General features: G+C 33.8%; 18 protein-coding genes. 6 read left to right on the forward strand and 12 right to left on the reverse strand.

Features of this window, described 5'->3' with window-relative positions:
- Position 1: 1 nt before the first annotated feature.
- The 4 genes from WJN01_RS11775 to WJN01_RS11790 all read right to left on the reverse strand — a co-directional run bounded on the left by WJN01_RS11775 (position 2) and on the right by WJN01_RS11790 (position 4361).
- Positions 2-1624, reverse strand: a complete 1623-nt coding sequence (locus tag WJN01_RS11775; protein WP_445197353.1) for an alanine/glycine:cation symporter family protein — start codon at positions 1622-1624, stop codon at positions 2-4.
- 106 nt (positions 1625-1730) lie between these two features.
- On the reverse strand, positions 1731-2750 hold the full coding sequence (locus WJN01_RS11780) for a potassium channel family protein (protein WP_445197354.1): 1020 nt from the start codon (positions 2748-2750) through the stop codon (positions 1731-1733).
- Positions 2751-2753: 3 nt separating this feature from the next.
- Positions 2754-2981, reverse strand: coding sequence for a PspC domain-containing protein (locus WJN01_RS11785; protein WP_370476793.1), 228 nt, complete (start codon positions 2979-2981; stop codon positions 2754-2756).
- 102 nt (positions 2982-3083) lie between these two features.
- Positions 3084-4361: a DUF2851 family protein gene (locus WJN01_RS11790; RefSeq protein ID WP_445197355.1), complete on the reverse strand. Its 1278-nt coding sequence runs from the start codon at positions 4359-4361 to the stop codon at positions 3084-3086.
- A 67-nt stretch (positions 4362-4428) separates the two neighbouring features.
- Between WJN01_RS11790 and WJN01_RS11795 the strand changes: the two genes are divergently transcribed.
- Positions 4429-4824, forward strand: coding sequence for a DUF2721 domain-containing protein (locus WJN01_RS11795; protein WP_445197356.1), 396 nt, complete (start codon positions 4429-4431; stop codon positions 4822-4824).
- Here WJN01_RS11795 and WJN01_RS11800 read toward each other — a convergent pair.
- Both WJN01_RS11800 and WJN01_RS11805 read right to left on the reverse strand, forming a co-directional pair.
- A complete protein-coding gene (locus WJN01_RS11800) occupies positions 4821-5663 on the reverse strand; it encodes a sterol desaturase family protein (protein WP_445197357.1) in 843 nt (280 codons plus the stop codon). The two genes, WJN01_RS11795 and WJN01_RS11800, sit on opposite strands and share 4 nt — an antisense overlap.
- A 108-nt stretch (positions 5664-5771) precedes the next feature.
- Complete coding sequence (locus WJN01_RS11805) at positions 5772-6269, reverse strand: YkgJ family cysteine cluster protein (RefSeq protein WP_445197358.1); 498 nt, start codon at positions 6267-6269, stop codon at positions 5772-5774.
- A 109-nt stretch (positions 6270-6378) separates the two neighbouring features.
- On the opposite strand from WJN01_RS11805, the gene WJN01_RS11810 reads away from it, so the two are divergent.
- Positions 6379-7098, forward strand: a complete 720-nt coding sequence (locus WJN01_RS11810) for a class I SAM-dependent methyltransferase (RefSeq protein WP_445197359.1) — start codon at positions 6379-6381, stop codon at positions 7096-7098.
- Here the strand turns inward: WJN01_RS11810 and WJN01_RS11815 are convergent.
- Together WJN01_RS11815 and WJN01_RS11820 are read right to left on the reverse strand one after the other, a co-directional pair.
- A complete protein-coding gene (locus WJN01_RS11815; RefSeq protein ID WP_445197360.1) occupies positions 7080-8813 on the reverse strand; it encodes a TonB-dependent receptor in 1734 nt (577 codons plus the stop codon). The genes WJN01_RS11810 and WJN01_RS11815 overlap by 19 nt on opposite strands.
- 34 nt (positions 8814-8847) lie before the next feature.
- On the reverse strand, positions 8848-11886 hold the full coding sequence (locus WJN01_RS11820; protein ID WP_445197361.1) for a tetratricopeptide repeat protein: 3039 nt from the start codon (positions 11884-11886) through the stop codon (positions 8848-8850).
- A gap of 222 nt (positions 11887-12108) precedes the next feature.
- Between WJN01_RS11820 and WJN01_RS11825 the strand changes: the two genes are divergently transcribed.
- Genes WJN01_RS11825 through WJN01_RS11840 form a run of 4 tightly spaced genes read left to right on the forward strand, consistent with a single transcriptional unit; the run spans position 12109 to position 15668 of the window.
- On the forward strand, positions 12109-13101 hold the full coding sequence (locus WJN01_RS11825) for a class I SAM-dependent methyltransferase (RefSeq protein ID WP_445197362.1): 993 nt from the start codon (positions 12109-12111) through the stop codon (positions 13099-13101).
- 60 nt (positions 13102-13161) lie between these two features.
- Complete coding sequence (locus WJN01_RS11830) at positions 13162-13854, forward strand: cell division ATP-binding protein FtsE (protein ID WP_445197363.1); 693 nt, start codon at positions 13162-13164, stop codon at positions 13852-13854.
- 39 nt (positions 13855-13893) lie between these two features.
- Entirely contained in the window at positions 13894-14748 is an 855-nt protein-coding gene (locus WJN01_RS11835) for a glycosyltransferase family 2 protein (protein ID WP_445197364.1), read from the forward strand.
- Entirely contained in the window at positions 14745-15668 is a 924-nt protein-coding gene (locus tag WJN01_RS11840; protein WP_445197365.1) for a glycosyltransferase family 2 protein, read from the forward strand. The genes WJN01_RS11835 and WJN01_RS11840 overlap by 4 nt, the downstream gene beginning before the upstream one ends.
- On the opposite strand, the gene WJN01_RS11845 is transcribed toward WJN01_RS11840, so the two are convergent.
- From WJN01_RS11845 to WJN01_RS11860, 4 genes are read right to left on the reverse strand one after another with little or no spacing between them, the layout of a single operon-like run.
- A complete protein-coding gene (locus WJN01_RS11845) occupies positions 15632-16705 on the reverse strand; it encodes a glycosyltransferase (protein ID WP_445197366.1) in 1074 nt (357 codons plus the stop codon). The genes WJN01_RS11840 and WJN01_RS11845 overlap by 37 nt on opposite strands.
- Positions 16698-18236 carry a phosphoethanolamine transferase gene (locus WJN01_RS11850; RefSeq protein WP_445197367.1) on the reverse strand — a complete coding sequence of 513 codons (1539 nt, stop codon included), beginning with the start codon at positions 18234-18236 and terminating at the stop codon, positions 16698-16700. Before WJN01_RS11850 ends, WJN01_RS11845 begins: the two co-directional genes overlap by 8 nt.
- Positions 18229-19521, reverse strand: a complete 1293-nt coding sequence (locus WJN01_RS11855) for an O-antigen translocase (RefSeq protein WP_445197368.1) — start codon at positions 19519-19521, stop codon at positions 18229-18231. The genes WJN01_RS11850 and WJN01_RS11855 overlap by 8 nt, the downstream gene beginning before the upstream one ends.
- Positions 19522-20826, reverse strand: a complete 1305-nt coding sequence (locus WJN01_RS11860) for an O-antigen translocase (RefSeq protein ID WP_445197369.1) — start codon at positions 20824-20826, stop codon at positions 19522-19524. It lies immediately after the preceding gene.
- Positions 20827-20966: the final 140 nt, after the last annotated feature.

Below are 20966 nucleotides of genomic sequence, written 5' to 3' on the forward strand. Positions count from 1 at the left end.
ATTACATGTGCTTGGTGAGGTCTTCAGCACCTTCATCCAGAGCGTCATGTTTTACGTTGATAGCATCCATATATTTTTTAAGCTCCCTGCTGATTATTGGAGATAGGACTACTACACCAATAATATTTGGCACAACCATGGCAAAAATCATGGCATCAGAAAAATCAATTACAGCACCAAGGCTAATGGATGAGCCAACAACCACAAAAAACAAGAACAAAATTTTATATACCAAATCGCTTATTTTACCTTTACCAAATAAAAACACCCAGCCCTGCATACCATAGTAAGACCATGAAATCATGGTTGAAAAGGCAAATAATATTACTGCCACGGTCAACACAATAGAGAAATGCGGAATTACACTATCAAAGGCCGTTGCCGTTAACTCAACGCCTTCTTTAATTGGCACGCCATACTCCATGAAGCTACCATCAAAATTTGTAATTACAATTACCAAGGCAGTCATGGTACAGATTACAACGGTATCTACAAAAGGTTCTAAAAGTGCCACAATCCCTTCACTAGCTGGATATTTTGTGCGCACTGCAGAATGGGCAATTGCTGCACTACCAACACCAGCTTCATTGGAAAAAGCCCCTCTTCGAATACCTTGAATCATAACACCTACAAGGCCACCTGCAATACCCAAACCAGAAAATGCTCCTTCAATTATCAGTGCAAAAGCATCATCAATTAAATGCCAATTAAATCCTAGAATAATAAGCGCAGCCAGCACATAAATACCCGCCATAAAAGGCACTATTTTTTCAGTAACCGAGGCAATTCGTTTTATTCCACCAATAATTACAATAGCTACAATTATAGCCATAACAATTCCAAAATACATTCCAGCGTTTCCACTTTCAAAATTAAAAAGCTTAATAAATTGAGCAGCAGCTTGGTTGGCTTGGAACATATTTCCACCACCAAATGAGCCTCCAATCACAAAAATGGCGAACACAACAGCTAGCACTTTACCAAGCCCTTTCATGCCTTTTTCACCAAAACCTTTAGATAAATAATACATTGGACCACCATACACGGTACCATCTTCTCCCACATCTCTATATTTTACTCCCAGAGTACATTCAGCAAACTTTGATGCCATACCCAACAGACCAGCAAGAATCATCCAGAATGTTGCCCCTGGCCCACCTATTGATAAGGCAACCGCCACACCTGCAATATTTCCCAAACCAACTGTTGCCGATAATGCAGCGGTTAAAGCCTGAAAATGCGATACTTCTCCGTGGGCACTATCGTCCCTTAAAGTTTCAATAATATTATGGTCAACATTATCGGTGGGGTCTCCATATAAAGTATCTGCTCCGTGTTTCTCAATATCTTCATATTTACCTTGTACCACACGTAAAGCTGTTCTGAACCCGGTTACATTTATAAACCTGAAATATATTGTGAAGAAAATTGCTCCTCCAATCAACACAATTAAAACCCATGGAATTTGATATTCTTCTGAAAAAGGAATTTCATAAAAAATGGCATCAACAAACCAACCTGTATAATCCTTGAAAACCCGGTCGATTTTTTCGGAAGTTGTTTCTTGAGCGAATGTTAGTAATGGTAAAATTATTGTAAAAATTGAAAGAAGATGTTTCTTCATAAGGAGAATATTAGTTAAAATTTTTTGAAAGATTCGCACTAAAAAGCAGCAATATGCTAAAAAAAAATGGTTTTTTAAAACTAAGCTTGTTAAAATAGAAGATTCCCTAATCAATATCGTATTCCGAATTGAGTGCCTCAATTTGTTCTGGTCTTCCCAAAACAATAATCTTAGAATTTGCGGCCAACCTTAATTCTGCCTCAGGATTTACTATATATTCGCCATTTTCATCCTTATAACCTATCACTGTGCAGCCTGTTTTTCTTCGCAGGTCTAAATCTTTGATAGTTCGTTCTCTTCTTGTATTAAACAACTTTTCAACGGCCACTTCTTCAATATTGATGTTTGATTTGCCCACGATAGAAAGATTATCAATAAACTCCATTAAACCTGGAACCACGACCAAGGAGGCCATATGATCTCCTCCAATTTTATCAGGTAGAATAACGTTATTGGCTCCAGCAAACTTTAGTTTATCATATGATGATTCGCTTGAAGCACGGCTAATAATATTTATTTTAGAATTTAGTTGTCTGGCCGAAAGCACAACAAACAAATTATCAGCATCATTTGGTAGCGCAGATATAAAACAAGATGCGCGATCAACACCTGCCAAGTTCAAAACCTCATCTTCATTGGCATTACCTATCACATATGGCACCCTATCCATTTGTAGGCGCTCTTCAATGCTCTTGTTTTTCTCAATAATAACAAACTGCTTATTGTGTGCACTTAGCTTTCTAGCGGCTTGTTTGCCGTTACGTCCATAACCACAAATAACCACATGGTTTTTAAAACTATCAATCTTCTTTTGCATTTTTTTGTGCTTTAGTTCTTCAATATTGTTTTTGCTCAAAATATATTCTGTAATAATGGATAATGCGTAACCAACAATAACCACACTTGCCAAAATTAAAAATATGGTGAAAATTTTTGACGTATCGTCCAATGCAACCACCTCTCCAAAACCAACAGTCGTCATGGTTATAACCGTCATATAAACAGCATCAACCCAAGAATACCCCGAAATGATTTTGTAACCGGCAATACCAATAAGTAAAATAACAACCAGTAAAAATACCGCTGTGTAAATTTTGGTTCTAAAAAATCGTATAAGTGGATTCATGTATTATAGGTCGAAAACTGAGGAGCGTTTGGTGTAAACTAAGTCTTTAATACGCATCCAAAAAGCCAAAAAGAGATAGAGTGCAAACCCAAAACCCAAGGTAACAAAAGTTAAGTACATAAATGAGGTTCTCACCACTTTTGCCCTAATACCCAACCTGTCGGCAATACGTTGGCAAACATAATAACCGTGCTTTTGAAAAAATAACAAAGGTTTGTAAATACTATTCATACCCGCAATTTAATTATAAAATTAATATAATTTAATCTTTTAAGTTTCCTATTTCTAGGTTAATCATATTTCTATGATTTTAATAATTTTTGAATATGCTTTTTAAATATTTCTAGATAATAATGTATTGCCAATAGCACATTGCAAACATTTATTAGTATCACAGTAAGTTGTTTTAAGCTGAATGAATGCCTGAGACTCGAAAGATGATTGAGAAACTTTTTTCAAATTATTGAATGCATCAACAATATTGTTTTTTTCTGAATTAATTGATGTAGCCAAATTTAAAATAGTATCCTCAATATCTTTACCTTGATGCTTTGCATAACAAAACGTAACAGGAATTACCGTATTTATTAGCAATAAGTCTATAAAGGATTTTGAAAGCCTTTTTTCTGATGGTTTAGATTCCTTTTGAAATGTGTAATGGTTTTTCCAAAACTTGGAAGTTGATACTTTGAAAAGCTCATAAAAATCTTCCAATTTATTGGTTTCAACCACTTTTGAGAATAAATTTTGATGCTGTTGGTATAAACTTGCCAATTGTGACAACCTTATTGTTGGGAAATTTGACGGGCGCAACCTAAAAAACTGAATTGGCAAAACTTGCGAATTCTTCAATTGGAATTTCTGCGTTAAAAACATGTATTCTTGTTTCAGTTTTTTGAAATAGGCTCCTTCCAAATCTTCATCCAAAAAACCAGCTTGCCCAAACAAAAGCGCTTCCAAACTATTTTGATTCGGCCTTGTTTTTCTAATAATTGAAAAATCAATTGAATTGGCCAAACTAAAAAAAGATTCACCATTTACTTTGAGTCCGAAATTTTTGGCCAGCATTTTAAAAAACACTGCTTCCCAATCGTTTTTTGAATCTATTAAAAGCGCTTCAATATCCTTGGATTTTCTTTCCAAACGTTCAAAAAATAAACGTTCCAACCAATTGTTCAACACAAAATCATTCACGTCACCAAAATCGTTTTCACAATTAATCCATTTATTTTTTTTGGAAAATAGCTTCTCGTAATTATTCAAAATTGAAGTGTCTATTAAACCCTTCAATTGCAAAGTTGGTATTGGCGTGTTATCCTTTCTAAACACGTCCGTATCATGTTCCCAAACCACATGCAAAATCACATTGTCATAGGTCTTATCAGTTTCGTGACTATGCAAAAACCAATCTGATGACTTTACATGAATTTCAACATTTCCAGCCCAAAGTTGCTCACCTATTTTCATTTGGGCATTAAAAAAATCAGGGCCAGAATCAAGATTATGTTGCCCTAAAGAAGTAATTGAAATGCTTTCGCTAGCTGTAGTCTGTAAACTTTCCGTTGAAAATTTTTTATGTTTCCAGATGTAGTGTAGAAAGTCTTCTCGCATGCCACTAAAATAGAAAAATATTGGGCTTTTTTATTTGAACTTATCTAAATTTGAAGAAACTTTTTTAATGGAGCAGCTCACCTTAACTACACCAGCACTTTTGTTTTCTGCCATTTCGTTGATTATGTTGGCATACACGAATCGATTCATTGCCTATGCGGCGGTTATTCGGGATTTACACGACAAATATCTCAAGAAAAAGGACGAACGATTGATCAAACAAATACAAAATTTAAAAAAGCGCTTATACCTTACTCGAAGCATGCAAATTGCAGGGATCAGCAGCTTACTTTTGTGTGTGCTGACCATGTTTTTAATTTACATACAACAGCACATTATTGCCGTCTGGGTATTCGGCCTGGCACTTATTTTATTGATTTTTTCTTTGGCACTTTTAATTAAGGAAATCCAAATTTCAGTGAAAGCTTTGGAGCACCATATTAGTGATATAGAAAACGGTTAGTCCAAATTCTCATCTACCGAAGTTGGCTTCCTGTATTTTTGAAAAGGCTGTTTCAGCAAATCCACAATATTGCTGTTTTCCTTTTCGTCTGGAAACACATCAACACCATAAATAATTTTATTTGTATCTAATTTCATGTACGTCCCAAAAAGGCGGTCCCATACAGAAAAAATATTGCCGTAGTTACTATCCGTATAAGGCAATTTATAATGGTGGTGTACCTTGTGCATATCTGGTGAAACAATGATATAGCTTATCCAATCATCTACTCTTTTAGGCAATTTAATATTGGCATGATTAAATTGTGTGGCCGCTACTGAGAGCGCTTGGTAAAGCAGTACTAATGCGATAGGCGAACCTACCATAATAATTCCAAAAAGCGTAAACACATAGCGAATTAGGCTTTCCAACGGATGATGACGATTTGCGGTAGTCGTATCAACATAATGGTCAGAATGATGCACCAAATGTACCATCCACAGTGGTTTTACCTTGTGTTCTATTATATGGGGAAGATAAGCGCCAATTCCATCTAAAAGTAATAACCCCGATAAAGCGTATAGCCACAATGGCATTTCGGGCAACCAATTTATAATGCCAAATTTATTGGCAACCGCCCAATCTGAAGCTTTTAAAAACAAAAAAGCCAATGGCATATTCACCAAAATGGTCGTTATAGTGAAAAAAATATTTGGGATAGCATGCTTCCACTTTTTGTATTTAAATCCAATAAGGGGCATGATACCTTCAATAATCCAAAACAAGGTTAAGCCTCCTAAAATTATTAGGGCACGATGATGCGATGGGATGGTTTCAAAATAATTAAAGATGGTTTCCAAAGTATAATTTTTGAACTAAATATACTTATTTTATCTGTTCGATAACCTTTTAAAATTTTGCAGCAAAATCTTTGTTACTTCATCATTTCGATGAAACCTATACTTTGCCTATTTAATGCCCTTATGGACTTTCATAGCCTCCACGATGTTAAAAGCAGCGGGACAAATGGCTACATTTTTTAGGGTAAGGTTTGAAATTTGCTGAAACTTTTTGCGGTCGGTATGCGGAAATTCACGGCAAGCTTTTGGGCGCACCTCATAAATGGAGCAGTAATTATCGTTACCCAAAAACTTACAAGGTACACTTTGCAAAACGTAATCGTTATCTTCATCAACACGCAAAAATTGCTCAATAAATTGCTGTGGTTTCAACTTAAAATGCTTGGCTATGCGTTCAATATCCTTATCAGTAAATAACGGCCCTGTGGTTTTGCAGCAATTGGCGCATTTTAGGCAATCCGTTCGCTCAAACTCTTCTTCGTGCAATTTTTGCATCACATAATCCAAGTTTTTTGGCGGTTTCTTTTTTAGTTTCGCGAAGAATTTTTTGTTTTCGTTATGCTTATCTTTGGCGAGCTCAGGCAGTTGGTTAATGAAATCTTGCATAGGGTAAATTTAGACATTTAGATTTGTTAGACCTTTTAGAACACCTAGATTTTTACACCGCGACTCTAAAAACTTTTAACATATATCTTTTTAACTTGTAACTTTTACAATGAAAGACCTTTTCGGAAAAGCCCTATTGGATTACTACAACGGAAATTATACTGAAGACATCATTACCTCAACTAATATTTCTGATGAAGATGAATTACCACTGCCCTATTTATTCAGGTCGTATTCCGAAATGCCCAAAATTGAACAAAAAGCATTAAAACTTTGCAAAGGAAATGTGTTGGATGTTGGTTGTGGTTCAGGAAGCCACAGCTTGTATTTGCAGGAAAAAGGTTTTAAGGTTAAAGCTATAGACATTTCAAAAGGCGTCATTGAAGTTGCCAAAAACCGTGGTGTTTTGCATGCCGAAGTTTTAAATGTTTTAGATGAAACCGAAACGTTTGATACCATTTTATTGCTCATGAATGGCACGGGTATTTTTCAAGAGATTAAACAGGTTTCAACGTATTTAATCCATTTAAAAAGCCTGCTAAAGCCAAACGGACAGATTTTAATTGACTCGTCGGATATCAAATACATGTATGAAGATGATGATGGTGGTTATTGGATGGACATGAATGCCAATTATTATGGCGAACTCGATTACTATTTAAGCTATAAAGGCGAAAAAGAAACCCCCATGAAATGGTTATACCTCGATTTTGAAACCTTAAAATTGGCATCTGAAACCATTGGTTTAAAATGCGAATTGGTTTTGAAGGGGGAACATTTTGACTATTTGGCTAAATTGTCATTCCTACATCAAAAATCAAACTTATAAGTTGCTCCAGCCAAAAACTGAATACTTTGCACCGGGAAATTTTGCCATTTCTGATAGGCTTTATCCGTAATATTGTTCACCTTTCCAAAAATTGAAAACTGCTCGTTAACGTGGTAACCCACGTGTGCATTGGCATCAAAATAACTGTCCAGAACAGCGGGTACATTTGCTTCTGGCGTTAATGAGCCTTCCATTTCCAAAATATCTTTGCGCTCGCCTACATAATACAAATTGGCTCCTGCAAACCATTTTTCATCTATTTGGTAATCTAAAAACAACGAACCTTTAAAATCGGGCAAGTTCCAAGGTTCGGCTTCATCATCGGTATTATAAGTAAAATACTCTGCCTTTAAGCCTAAAGTGAAATTTCTATTAACATCTATATTTATTTCACCTGCTGCGCTAAATGTATCGACGTTATCATAAACTATCCCGAATGAATTTCCGTAGTCATAACCATGTTCAGGAGTTACATTTCTAACCACATTAGTTTTATAAAGTGCCCTGTTTCTATCCGAAATATAACGGCCACTAATATTATAGCTCATGTTGCTGGACAGCTTTCCTTTTAACCCCACGTAAGCGTTATAAAGTAGGTCATTGGGCATAATAAACAACGTTGGGGAAACAAAAGGATTCTCGTTGGCAAACCCGTAATATGAATTTTGAATCAAGTCACCTTGAATGCCCCCATAAGCAATCAATACATCGTTAACCAAACGGTACGAAGCTGTAAAATTTGGATAAATATAAAATTTACTTTTTCCTGATTCCTTATCGCTTAAATAGAATAAAGACACGCCCAAATTAACGGTTAAATCGTCTTGTTTCAACTCGTATGATGGTGAAAGCCCAATTTGGAAATTACCATAGCTCAACTCTTCATCTGTAAAATAATTTCTATCAAAACTTCCTCCTAAATAGTCGATGATTAAATCGGTTGAAATCTCTTCGCCGTTAATGGGTACATCAACAGTTGATTGAATTTTTAAACGATTTTCGCCCGAACCCTGGTTATCGCCAAAACGTCTAAAAAAGAAACTTCCAGAATTAATGTATGTATCTTCAAAAGAAATATCACCCCCAAAATGTGCTTCGTAAAATGAATGTCCAACATCAATACCATTGTTCAGCGCTTGCGCAACTTGGGATTCTGGCACGCCGTACCAATTGTACATTTGATGCTGAAAACCCGCCTCAACATTCCAAGCCAAATCCCTCAACCTACTGGCATAATTCAAGTTGATTTTTGAATTGGAAAAACTATCCGCAAATGAAACTCCTTCTATATCGCCTCCAGAGGAATGGTGGCTAACATAACCTCCAACACTTTCGTTTCGGCTAATGGCATGGTTTAGATACACCTCGCCCAAAATGGTGGTATAACTTCCCAAACCCAAAGTAGCATAATTGTCATACAATTTTTCAGGAGCTTGTTTTTCAACAGTGGCGGCCTTTCCTTTTGCGGGCGTAAATGTTGATGCCACGGGAAATGAAAAAATATTATACTTAATTTCTTTTTTCGTTTCAGTGGTTTCATCATCCAAAGAGGGAGTTTCCTTTACCTTAAAGGCGTCTGAAATCGTCGGTGTATAAGGTTTTACAACATCGATAACGCCCGTGTTTATGGTATCGTTTTGTCTGTTTTGGGAAAATGCAATCGTAGTAATTAATACAACTGCCAATACCAATATGTGTTTTATGTGCTTTCGCATGTATTTATTTTTCGTTTTATATGATTGATGAATTTTAATCTTCTGTTTGAATTGATGAATTTGTTTTGGCTTCCTCGGCTTTAATTTTGCTTAATTCCGTTTTAGCTTCGCTGACAACATCACTAAATTCCGCAAAATTTTCAATGACACTTTCTAAGATATAAGTGGCTTGAAAAGCATCATTTAAGGCATAAAAATTCTTCGCCATAAGCACCAAGCCTTTGGCACTGTAATATTTGTAGCCTGAAAAATCTTTTGCCAATTTTTGAACTGAATTATTTGAAGCTTCATATTGTCCATCCTTATTTTTAAAATAAGCGTTATAGTACAAGGCTTCGGCAGCGGTTTCACCTGTTGCTACATTTTCCACCTTAGAATAAGCTGCTTTTGCCTTAGATTCATTACCTGTTTTCATTGCAGACCGTGCAATAATGATATAGGCATCGCCTTTAATTCTGTTATCCACTTTTGAGCTTGCCAATACTTTTTCAGCATACAAAACGGCATCATTATAATTTTCCAACTGGTAGTGTGCCTTCATCATATTAGATTGCGCAAAAATGACATTCTGCGGAAAGTTAGCCTCTTGCTCCAATCGTTTTAACAACGGCATGGCTTGGTTCCAGCTTTTCTTTTCTAAGTGGAATTGTGATAATCGGGTTAAAGCCTCTTCGGTAAATTCATTTTGGGCAGCTTCCACAACATACTTATAATGCGGTGCTGCATTTTCGCTTAAATTCTTTTTGTAATACAACTGTGCCACATAAAAATGTGCTTGTAAAGTGTGCAATCCATTTGGGAATTCATTTAAATAGCCATTAAATTGTGTTATGGCTTTATCGGTATTATTGTCTAAATACTGCTTTTCCGCAGCCTCATATGTGGCGTTATCCAATTCTTTATCGGTAACCTCAACATAATCCAAGGTTTTTACCCATTTGGCATAATCGTTTACTCGACCCAAATCAATGTAGATTAAGCGTGCCGTAGAAACGGCTTGAACTGCCTCGGGCGTATTTGGGTAATCGGCGGCTACTTTTTTAAATTTTGTTAAAGCGCGCTCATTTTCGCTTCCATTGTAATACACCAAACCTTGCCGCAACAAAGCTTTTGGCACAAACGAACTCATACTGTATTCGCTGCTTAATTGGTCGTAAGCCCGCATCGCCTTATCTGTTTCATTTGCTTTTACATAAGAATTACCCAACTCGTACAAGGCATCATCACGTAATTTTGATTTAGGATATTGTGACACAAATTGCTCCAATTCCTTTATTTTTTTTGTGGATTGCCCCGTATAGCCAACACTCATGGCTTTTTGAAATGCTGGATAATCAGAATCTATTTCGTTTAATTTTATGGCTTTTTCATAAGCTGAAATAGCACTTTGATATTCACTCGACACAAAATGCGCATCACCCAAACGCAAATAAGCATCATTCAATCTAACCTTATCATCTTTCTTTTTGGAAATAAATTGATTGAAATGTTCCGTTGCCTTCCCGTAATTTTTTAATTTGAAATATGTGTAGGCCAAGTTGTAATCCAGATTTTCCATTTCTGGAGTTGAGGACGATTTTGTTTGCTGCTGAAACTGCTTAAAATCAATTAAAGCATCATCATAATTGGTTAAATTATAATCGGTTTCGGCCTTCCAAAAAGTTGCCCGTGCTGTATAAACTAGGTCTTGTTGTTCGGTTAAAGAGGCATCAAAAAGTGACGCTGCTTCAAGAAAATTGCCTTCATTATAAAGTTCTAAACCTCTATAAAAGGCCACTTTTTGATAGGCCACTTTGCTTTCAAAACTTTTTTTATCTTTCAGTAGCTTTAACGCTTCTTTGTAATTTTTTGAAGTAATGTACGAGTCTATTAAAAGTGTTTCAATTTCCTCCTTGTAGCTGGTTTCAGGATATTTTTCCAAATAACCTGCCAACACTTGTGGCACCGATTGGTAAGGATTGCCTATTTCGTAACTAATTTTAGCGTAATTTAACCAAGCATCTTCCTGGATTTTTAAATCGAAATCTATTTGTGAGGCATTTCTAAAAGCATTCAAAGCCTCTTGTTTTTTATCAAGGTGCACATAGCTTTCACCCAAGTGGTAATAGGCATTTTGGGCAATGGCATTGGTTCCACCAACTATTTTATTGAATTCTGATATGGCCTTTTCATAATCCTTCTGTTTGTAATAGGCATAGCCCAATTGGTAATAGTCTGTATTGTTCCATTTCCCCGTTCTATCCCTTGGCCCTTTTTTGCCTTTGTATTCAGTCAGATATGGAATGGCTTCAGCATATTTTTCTAAATTGAAATAGCTTTCACCTATAATTTTTGAAAGTTCCGAAACTTCATTGGCATCACTTTTATCCAATTGTGCTTTTGCCAGTTCAATCGCTTTATCAAAATTCCCCAATTTAAAATTCAAATCGGCTTGGTAATAGGACAGTTTTTCCTTGTAGCGTTCTTGGTCGCTAACTTGTTCAAAATAGGTATTGGCCTTATCATAATCGTCACCTTCATAAGCCATAAAGCCAATATAGTATTTCGCCTGTGAACCATACTCTTGGGAATTTTCAACACGGCTCAAATATTTTTTGGCATCTTTATATTGCTTTGTTGTAAAGGCCGTATAGCCGTTGTTGAAATAAAATTTTTCACGCTCTTTTCTCCCCAAGGCATTTTCATCTACTTTGTCATACCACTTTCTGGCGTATGCATACTTTCCATTGGTAAAATAATAATCGGCCACATCAACAAATGCAGTGTTTCTTTTGGTACTTGTTGGATAATCCTTTACAAAATCCTCAACCAATTGGTCTGCGTTTTGCTGGTTTAAACGTACCGCACAATTGGCAACATAATAGGCACAATCAGATTGCAATACTTCTTCGTCTGCGGTTTTTTTAATGTCTCCAAACAAAGACTGAGCAGCACGATATTGTTGATTGTTATATAGCGATAACGCCTTTTGGTATTCTACCAAATTACTGGTATATGTGGCTGATTGTTGTGCTAAAATTTGTAGACTTAAATTAACCGCCAACAATAGCAAAACCATATTTTTTATAGTCATTAACGTTCGTTTTTAATTTGATGATCAAAGATATATTAATCTGAATCCTATAACGAAATAATCGTGCCATAATTATAAACCGAGTTATTAAATGATTAAAAAATTGGAAGACCGATGCTTGAAGGCCGAAGCAATGAAGTACTTTTTTTAAACTTTTACCGTTACTTTTTAAGATTTAACTTTTTAATAATACTTTTACCTCTTGAAAAAACGCTGTTTAGAATGCCCAAAGTTATTACACCTGATGATTTTATTGAAACTTATGCAAAACTTCGCCAAAGGGGTTTAGGTTTTATATCATCTAAGTTTAATTTGAACGAAATAGACCGGGCCAAGACGGCTTTTAATCATTTATCCATACAATCTTCAAATTGGTGGATTATCCCAAAGGTGCAACAACGCTGGAGGAAAATGATAAGCGGCAACAAGGACTTAGAACTTGAGCAGTTCATAATGGAAAATCATTTGAAAGGACTGAAAAACTTAAAAATGTTGTCATTGGGTAGTGGCGACTGTACGTCTGAATTAAAATTTGCCAAATACAAAAATTTTAAAGAAATATTATGTACCGATATTGCCGAAAAACCCCTAAATAAAGCAAAAGAAATCGCAACAAAGGAAAATTTGAACAACATTAAATTTCAAATACAGGATGTCAATAATTTTTCACTTCCTGAAAATCAATTTGATGTTGTTTATTTTAGAGCATCGCTCCATCATTTTAGAAATATTGACTCATTTATTGGAAACCATATTTTAAAAACCCTTAAATCGGATGGCTTTTTAATAATTGATGAATATGTTGGTCCTACAAGGCTTCAATTTTCAAAGCATCAAATAAAATCCATAAATAAATCCATTAAATTAATTCCTAAAAAACTCAGAAAAAGGTTCAAATTAAATTTTTATAAAAACAAGGTTTATGGGGCTGGCTTAATACGAATGGTTTTGGCAGACCCCTCAGAATGTGTGGATTCTGCTAGCATAATGCCTTCTATTCGCAAGTATTTTGAAACTGTACATGAAACTGGTTATGGCGGAAACATACTTACATTGGCACTAAAAGATATAGCACATCACTTTGTAGAACTTGATGATGAAAAAGAGGCCACACTAAATTCATTGTTTGACTATGAAGACCATTATTTGCAAAAGCACAAGAGTGATTATATATTTGGAATATACAAGCCAAAAACAAACATAATTGCTTCATAGAAAGTAAAAAATCAAGTAATTAATAATACATTTATATCATCAAAAACTTCAACATATTTTATGGCAAATCCAATTTTAAAATTAAAGGACGCATCTATTTTTCAAGGTGAAAGCCTTGTGCTCTCAAACGTTAATGTTGAAGTTAACAAAGGTGATTTTGTATATCTCATTGGAAAAACAGGAACGGGGAAAAGTAGTTTCATGAAAACCCTTTACGGCGACTTACCTCTAAAAGAAGGCGAAGGCCATATTGTTGATTTTGATTTAAAAACATTAACGGATAAAGAAATTCCATTCTTAAGACGAAAATTAGGAGTCGTTTTTCAGGATTTTAAATTACTAATAGACAGAACGGTTAACGACAATTTGCTTTTTGTTTTAAAGGCTACGGGCTGGAAAGACAAAGATAAAATGGACACGCGAGTTGAAGAAGTACTGGCAAAAGTCGATATGAAAACCAAAGGCTTCAAATACCCACACGAACTTTCTGGTGGCGAACAACAACGTGTTGCCATTGCACGGGCTTTACTAAACAACCCTGAACTTATTTTGGCCGATGAACCTACAGGGAACTTAGACCCTCAAACCAGTGTTGAAGTTATGGAGGTTTTGCAGGACATCAATAAAAATGGCAACACCATACTTATGGCCACTCACGATTATGCGCTTTTGCTTAAATACCCAAGTAAAACCTTAAGGTGTGATGAAAACCAAGTTTATGAGGTTGTTCAACGGAAAAATAAAACAATATAAAATTGGCATCCAAATTTCTGTATCTGTAGCTGAAAAATAATGCTTTCTATTTTAATACCAACATATAATTACAACATTGTTTCTTTAGTTAAAGAATTACATAAACAAGCTGAAGATTGTAATATTGATTTTGAAATTTTGGTTTACGATGATGCTTCAGAAATCTATTATTCAGATAAAAACAGCATCATTTCTCAATTAAAAAACACCTCCTATACAATATTAAAACAAAACGTTGGGCGCAGTATCATAAGAAACCTGCTTGCCAAGAATGCCAAAAATGGTTTGTTGTTGTTTGTTGATGCCGGGACATTTCCAAAATCAAAAGACTTCATAAAAATATATTTAAACCATACAACCAACAGCGTTATTTGTGGAGGCATGACCAATACTGAAAAACCTCCACAAACACCCTTTAAACTTAGATGGATTTATACAAAAGAACGGGAAGCCAACACGCTTTGTTCCTCTAACTTTTTAATAAAAAAAGAGTTGATGCTTCAATATCCTTTTGATGAATCTTTAAACAAATATGGCTACGAGGATGTGCTATTTTTTAATAATCTAATTGACAATAGCATTGAGGTTGAATTAATTAAAAACCAAGTAATTCATTTTGATGACGACGATGCCGCTACTTATATAAAAAATACTGAGTACGCTATTGAAAATCTTGTTATTCTCGAAAAGTCAAAAAAGCTTCAAGTTAGCTCTTCCAAAATTTTAAAATATCACAACATTTTAAATAAGCTAGGACTATCAACCTCTGTTGCCGCTTTATTCAAACTTTCAAAAAAAATTATTTTAAAAAACCTAAATTCCTCCCGACCTTCGTTATTGGTGTTTGATTTTTATAGATTGGGTTACTTTTGCAACATAAAAAACGAAGAATGAAGCCTTTTTTCTCCGTTGTCATACCGCTTTACAATAAAGAAGAATTTATTGAAGATACCCTAAAAAGTGTTTTAAACCAAACTTTTCAGGATTTTGAAATTATTGTTGTTAATGATGGCTCAACAGATCAAAGCCTAAAAATTGTAAATAAATTAAAAACTGAAAAAATAAGGCTGTTTACAAATAAAAACGGAGGCTTGTCATTTTCCAGAAACTTCGGCATTAAACAGGCAAAGGCAGACTTTATTGCCTTTTTGGATGCGGATGATTTGTGGGCTGAAGATTTTTTGGAAACCATTTTTAAACTGATTAAAAAGTTTAGCAAACATTCATTATTCACCACAGCATTTAAAGTATTTGCAAAATCAAAACACACAGATTTAGCTTCCAGTGAATTTGATATCACTTTAACCAAAAACATAGCAAACTACACGCAATTATCAAAAATCTTGGTGCACATTGGTGCCATGGTGGTACACAAAAGGGTCTTTAATAAAGTTGGTTGTTTCGATGAACACATCAACTATGCCGAGGATGAGGATTTTTACATCCGGGCATTTTCAGAAACTAATTTTGATTTAGTTTATTACACTTTGCCTAAGGCATTTTACAGAATATTGGGCACAAATCAGTTAACAAGCCCAAATCCTAAATTTAAAAGAAATATTCCAAATTTTGAAAGTTATGCAACCACTAAAAACATAAAAGATTTAAAACCTTATTTAGATGCTATTCACTATAAGCTATTGGTACTTTATAAAATGGAACGGAATAAAGATTTAGTGCGTTTTTATAAACAGAAAATTTCAAACAAAAACTTAAATCTGGTTCAAAAAATAAAATTTCACCTGCCTATTTGGGCATTTTATTACAGCAAGCGCATCTATCTTTGGTTTTCCAATAGGTTTATCCAATCCTGAACAATCTTTTCTTCTGAAAACTTTTCTAAACCAACATGGGTGTTCATTTTTAAATTTTCATAAAATGAACTTTCCAAAAGTTTGTTTAGGGCAAGAGTTAATTGACTTTCGTTCTGATCTTCAACCAAAATACCGTTAATTTCATTTTTAATAATTTCTTTTGGGCCACTTTTACAATCAAACGCTATTACCGGAGTTTTTAGGGTTAAAGCTTCCAACAAAACCATAGGAAAGCCTTCGGCCTTGCTAGACATAACCAATGCTTTGGCCTTACCAATTAAGGGATAAGGATTCTTTTTAAACGGCATAAGTTTCACAAAATCGCCCAATTTTAGTTCAGCTACCTGTTTTTCTAAAAACGCTTTTTTATCTCCATCGCCGAGAATAAAAAGTTTTATGTTGGCTTCGTGCAATTTTGAATTGGAATAAGCGGCAATCAGTTTGTTAAATTGCTTTATTTTGGTAAGCCGCCCCACCCCAATAATATAATTTTCGTTTAAATCGATTTTTTCAACATCGGGATTTAAACCCTTTTTTGTGAAGTAATTGTAAATCACATAACCTTGAATCCCTAAAGTTTTGTGCAAATGGTTTTTGATTTCATTGCAAACACATACAAACTTATTGTTTTTTACCAGTGGAAGTTTTGCCAACCACGGCCATTTAACATACGAAAACGCATAGCTCAACTTATAGTTATGAATACAATAAATTACCTTACTATTTTTAAAAACAATTTTTGAAAAAATAAGCTCTTTTAAAAAGACAGAACGCACCCTATGATCGATAATCAAGTCAAAATTTTGGGATTCAAAAAAAAACTTAAAGGCCTTAAATGCGTTTATTTTACTGGTTTTCGACTTAACTTTACCAAAATTAAACAACTCGCCCTCAAAGGCATAGGTTATTTCATCCTTCATGGAAACAAGGTGCACTTTATATCCTTTTCTGGACAAAGAAACAGACATATTTGCGGCAACCCGCTCGGCGCCACCACCGCTTAAACTATCAACCAACAAACATATTTTTTTACTCATTTTTGTTCAAAAACTGTTTATCGTAATCTACACCGTTAACAACTATTCTGTTCCGCTCTTTAAATTCCTTACTGAAGATGCTATTGCCAGCATCAACACCTTTATACTTTACCCCAAATAAATGAAGTGCGCTTTCGTAAAAATGGTCTGCCATAAACTTTCTATTGGGCACATATTCAAAATCATCAGGTAATTCAAAATCTTTTGACGTCCAAACTAAAAAGGGTATTTCAAACATGTTCTTTTTCAGGTTAGTCTCAACTCTACCAATAAAATCACCATCATCATAAACATTTTCACCATGATCGGACAGGTACATCAAAGCTGTTTTTCCACCAACTTTTTCTAAACTTTCTAAAATTGATTTTAGTATAAAATCATTGTACAAAACGGCGTTATCGTATTGATTTATTATGGTTTGTTTTTTTGATGTTCCTGGTTTATCAAACTTATTGAAACTCTTTGGATATCTCTTATGGTAGTCGAAATGCGTACCTATCAACCTCAGAAAAATAACTTTTTTTCCGGGTTCATTTAAAATTTCATAGTAATCTGGGAGTAAAATTTCATCAGTGGAAGTAGTATACTTCTCTATTTTGTAATTATAAAACTTGAAAAATGTTGAATGAGATGCTATTTGACTAATAGCGTTATCATGATAGCTAATTGGTCTTTGATTGGAAAGCCAGTATGTGCTGTAACCAGAGGCATTGAAAACACTTACCAAATCCATATTTTCATTATTTTCATGAGAATTACAAATGGATGTAATCATTTTAGGAACGGCCTTTAAAGTCAATACATCTGTTGAAATAACATTATCATAAATCAACAGACTATCTCTAAAACCACTTAAAAAAGGCGTAGTGTTTCTCCTATACCCGTAAAGATTCATATGCCCCCGAGTTGTAGATTCTCCCAAAACAATAACCAATACGTCATTTTCTTTAATTACTTCTATATCTTCTCTATCTAAATTGTTAGCCAAATTAAAACTGTGCTGCAATTTATAATAACCATAAATACCCCTTACTACATTATGGTAAACATTATTTTCAATAAGACCGGTAAGTTTTAAAAGAACAATAAGTACCAATCCTAATATCAAACTTACATACTTGTTAATTTTTTCAACCTTCATCATTCTTCTCTTGATATATAAAAAAGAAAGAATCATAAACACAATTGAAGCTATTATCACCTTATTACCATAGGAATGTACAAACTCTCCAAATTCTGCTTTGGTTGTTTCGATAAGCACATACATATAAGAAGAGGAAAAATTTGCAGAAACTGCCAAATAAGATGTGGTCTCTAAAATAAAATAAAGCACATAAAGCAATAATAATGTTAATCTATAAAAAAGAAATCTTGAAATATTAAATGCAAAAGAAATGATTAAAAAAAATATAATATCTTCTAAAATATCAACATAAAAAACGACCTTGATGTCTCCAAAAATTAAAATAAACAAATACTTTAAGAATAAAGGAATTAATAGGGATATGTAAGGAATTAGACTTTTAAGCATGCTTGCCATCCAAATATTTATTGCGCAATTTAAAAACAAAAAATAAAACAAAAATCAAATAAAGGAACACACTTAAATTATAAGCATAAAAAACCCCATCAAGATTAAAATTTTCCACAAAACCTATACTTAGCAAGTAAAAAGCTCCGTATAAAATAGCATCGGTAAAAAAATAGGCGAACACCATTTTTTTTGCATGAAACTGATAAGCAAACGAAAATGCCAGAATTTTAATAAAATCTCCTATTAATTGTAAATAAAAATAGTTACCCAGTTCTAAAAATTGAGGTGTTAAAAAAAATCTAATAATTAAGGACCTCAAAAAAAATAAAGCCATAAAAGCAATTATTGTTAAAGGTATAAGTGTTTTAAGATACGCCATCATTATTTTATTATAGCCCTGAATTGTTTGGTTTTCTGCTAACTTTGGCAATAGGTAAAGTGTGAACAATGAAGAAAAAAATATCATGTAAAACATGGAAATTTTGTTCATGGCCTCCCATAAACCAGCAGTTTCCATATCTATACTTTCAATAATTTTATTTCGTATCAACAAATAACTCAAACTGATTAAAATAGAAGAGTATACGGCCATCAAAAGATAGGTGGAAATATTTTTAAAAAATGCTATCGAAAGACCGTGTAAACTTTTTAGTGCCTCAAAAAAAAATATTCTGATCTCCCTAAATAAAAAAGACAAAGCAAAAGTTGAACTTGGCACAAAAAGGCTTGCCATTAAAGCTCCTTTTAGACCATATAAGTAAATAAACAAAAATGTTAGAAGTGCATTTAAGATGTTTGAAATACTTACTAAAGTAGTATATAACTTAAACTTCTGTAAGCCATTAACCATATATACAATTAAAAAACTAAATGAAATTAAAGGCATCAAAAAAGCCAGATATTTGAAAATATATGAAAAGCTAGCATCTTTGAGCGTGAATATTGACAACTCTTCTGAAAAGAAAAGTAGTGGAATAATAATTATGCAACATATAATAAAATTTAAAGTAAAGACATTTGAAACAACAAATTTCAATTTCTGATCATCAGACCTATGTTCCGAAACATATTTTATTATGCCACTTTCAAATCCCGTAGAAGTAAAACCCAAAAGCCCTTGCAAGACATTCTTAAAATTACCCACCAAGGCATAACCTGAAGGCCCTAAATAAATAGCGGTTACCTTTGAAGCTATAAATGAAGAAACTACTTTAAAAAAAACTATAACACCATTATATGAAATGGTTTTGTAAAGCTCATTATTTAAAAATTTTTTAAGCACTTAAGATTCCTTTTCATTCTCAACTCCAAAAAGCGAACTTCCAAAAATGAGCAAAATAATACCATAATACATCACATAACTTACAAAATGTGCTATAACGGCACCCTTGGCACCATCAACCAAGTTGATAAAATAAATGCTGGTGATGTAAAGAATAATTACCAAAAACGCCTCGGTTAAAACATAATGCCAGAACATTTTTTTAGCTAAAAACTGATAGGCTATTACAATGGACAATACCTTAACAAAATCACCCAATAATTGCCATAAAAACAAATCTTCAACAGGTTGAAACTCTTCTGAAAAAATTCCAAGGACAATGTAATGCTTGAAAAAATAAATTAACAACAAACCGACAAGCAAAAAAGGCACTATAGTTTTATAAAAACTAAACACTTCTTTTTTAAATTCCTTAGTTGTATCAATTTCGGAAAACCTTGGCAAAAGGTATAATGCAATCAATGAACTAACGAACATCAGGTAGTATTTAGAAATCCTAGTCATGGCCTCCCAAAACCCAGCATCTTTAAACCCAACATTATTAATGATATAAGAACGAATAGCAATGGCAACAAACGGCAACAAAACAGCTGAAAAAACAGCCATTAATGAATATGGCCCTAATTTTTTAAACAAACTTAAACTTACATTCTTGGCTTTAATGAGCGGCACCAAACTTCGCCTATTGATAATACCTACTAATGTTATCAAAAATATTAAGGACTCAGCTATCACAACAGATATAAGTGCTCCGTCAATTTTGTTCTGATAGATTAACAAAAGAGCAACCGATACACTTAGAATCTGGCCAATAATATTGATTATAATTAAAATTTTATACTTTGAAAAGCCATTCATGATAGAAAACGACAACATATTTAAAGCATAAAAAGGAAGAACTATAGCAAATATCTGAATGACGTAGGCATATTTGGTTGATGTTGGAAATATGACATTGTTTATCCAATCTGCCTTAAAATAGCAAAAAAAAGACACCAATATTGTGAGAACAAATCCGACATAATAGATTGTAGATATGGTTTTGCTTAGTTTGTGTAAATCGTCTTTAAATTCGGAAATAAACTTAACGGCTCCTTTATAAAAACCACCTGTGGCAATAGTTTGAAAAGCACTAACAAAATTACGGAGATTGCCAACTAAGGCCAATCCTACAGGGCCAATAAACACTGCTATAGCCTTAGATGTTAGTATCCCTGCAATAATTTTAGTTATTACCGAGGCTATTTGCAACGATGCCATTTCTACTAAAACCTTGCTATTTATGTAATCAATTAGTTTTTTCAATTAATGTGAAGTTTAACCGTTGCTTTTAAACAATCAAAACAAACAAAATACTCACTAATAACAAAAATTTGAGTAGTTTATTATTGCATAGTTTTTAAGGAAACCAAATATACAAAATGATTCTACCTTTCATATTCAAT

Source organism: Tamlana sedimenti, from assembly GCF_038148895.1.
In the GTDB taxonomy this organism is placed as follows: Bacteria; Bacteroidota; Bacteroidia; order Flavobacteriales; family Flavobacteriaceae; genus Tamlana.

What these genes read in the sequence shown, in the direction of transcription:
- WJN01_RS11775 (WP_445197353.1), bottom strand. Translation starts at nt 1,624, where the DNA reads ATGAAGAAACATCTTCTTTCAATTTTTACAATAATTTTACCATTACTA.
- WJN01_RS11780 (WP_445197354.1), bottom strand. Translation starts at nt 2,750, where the DNA reads ATGAATCCACTTATACGATTTTTTAGAACCAAAATTTACACAGCGGTA.
- WJN01_RS11785 (WP_370476793.1), bottom strand. Translation starts at nt 2,981, where the DNA reads ATGAATAGTATTTACAAACCTTTGTTATTTTTTCAAAAGCACGGTTAT.
- WJN01_RS11790 (WP_445197355.1), bottom strand. Translation starts at nt 4,361, where the DNA reads ATGCGAGAAGACTTTCTACACTACATCTGGAAACATAAAAAATTTTCA.
- WJN01_RS11795 (WP_445197356.1), top strand. Translation starts at nt 4,429, where the DNA reads ATGGAGCAGCTCACCTTAACTACACCAGCACTTTTGTTTTCTGCCATT.
- WJN01_RS11805 (WP_445197358.1), bottom strand. Translation starts at nt 6,269, where the DNA reads ATGCAAGATTTCATTAACCAACTGCCTGAGCTCGCCAAAGATAAGCAT.
- WJN01_RS11810 (WP_445197359.1), top strand. Translation starts at nt 6,379, where the DNA reads ATGAAAGACCTTTTCGGAAAAGCCCTATTGGATTACTACAACGGAAAT.
- WJN01_RS11815 (WP_445197360.1), bottom strand. Translation starts at nt 8,813, where the DNA reads ATGCGAAAGCACATAAAACACATATTGGTATTGGCAGTTGTATTAATT.
- WJN01_RS11820 (WP_445197361.1), bottom strand. Translation starts at nt 11,886, where the DNA reads ATGACTATAAAAAATATGGTTTTGCTATTGTTGGCGGTTAATTTAAGT.
- WJN01_RS11825 (WP_445197362.1), top strand. Translation starts at nt 12,109, where the DNA reads ATGCCCAAAGTTATTACACCTGATGATTTTATTGAAACTTATGCAAAA.
- WJN01_RS11830 (WP_445197363.1), top strand. Translation starts at nt 13,162, where the DNA reads ATGGCAAATCCAATTTTAAAATTAAAGGACGCATCTATTTTTCAAGGT.
- WJN01_RS11835 (WP_445197364.1), top strand. Translation starts at nt 13,894, where the DNA reads ATGCTTTCTATTTTAATACCAACATATAATTACAACATTGTTTCTTTA.
- WJN01_RS11840 (WP_445197365.1), top strand. Translation starts at nt 14,745, where the DNA reads ATGAAGCCTTTTTTCTCCGTTGTCATACCGCTTTACAATAAAGAAGAA.
- WJN01_RS11845 (WP_445197366.1), bottom strand. Translation starts at nt 16,705, where the DNA reads ATGAGTAAAAAAATATGTTTGTTGGTTGATAGTTTAAGCGGTGGTGGC.
- WJN01_RS11850 (WP_445197367.1), bottom strand. Translation starts at nt 18,236, where the DNA reads ATGCTTAAAAGTCTAATTCCTTACATATCCCTATTAATTCCTTTATTC.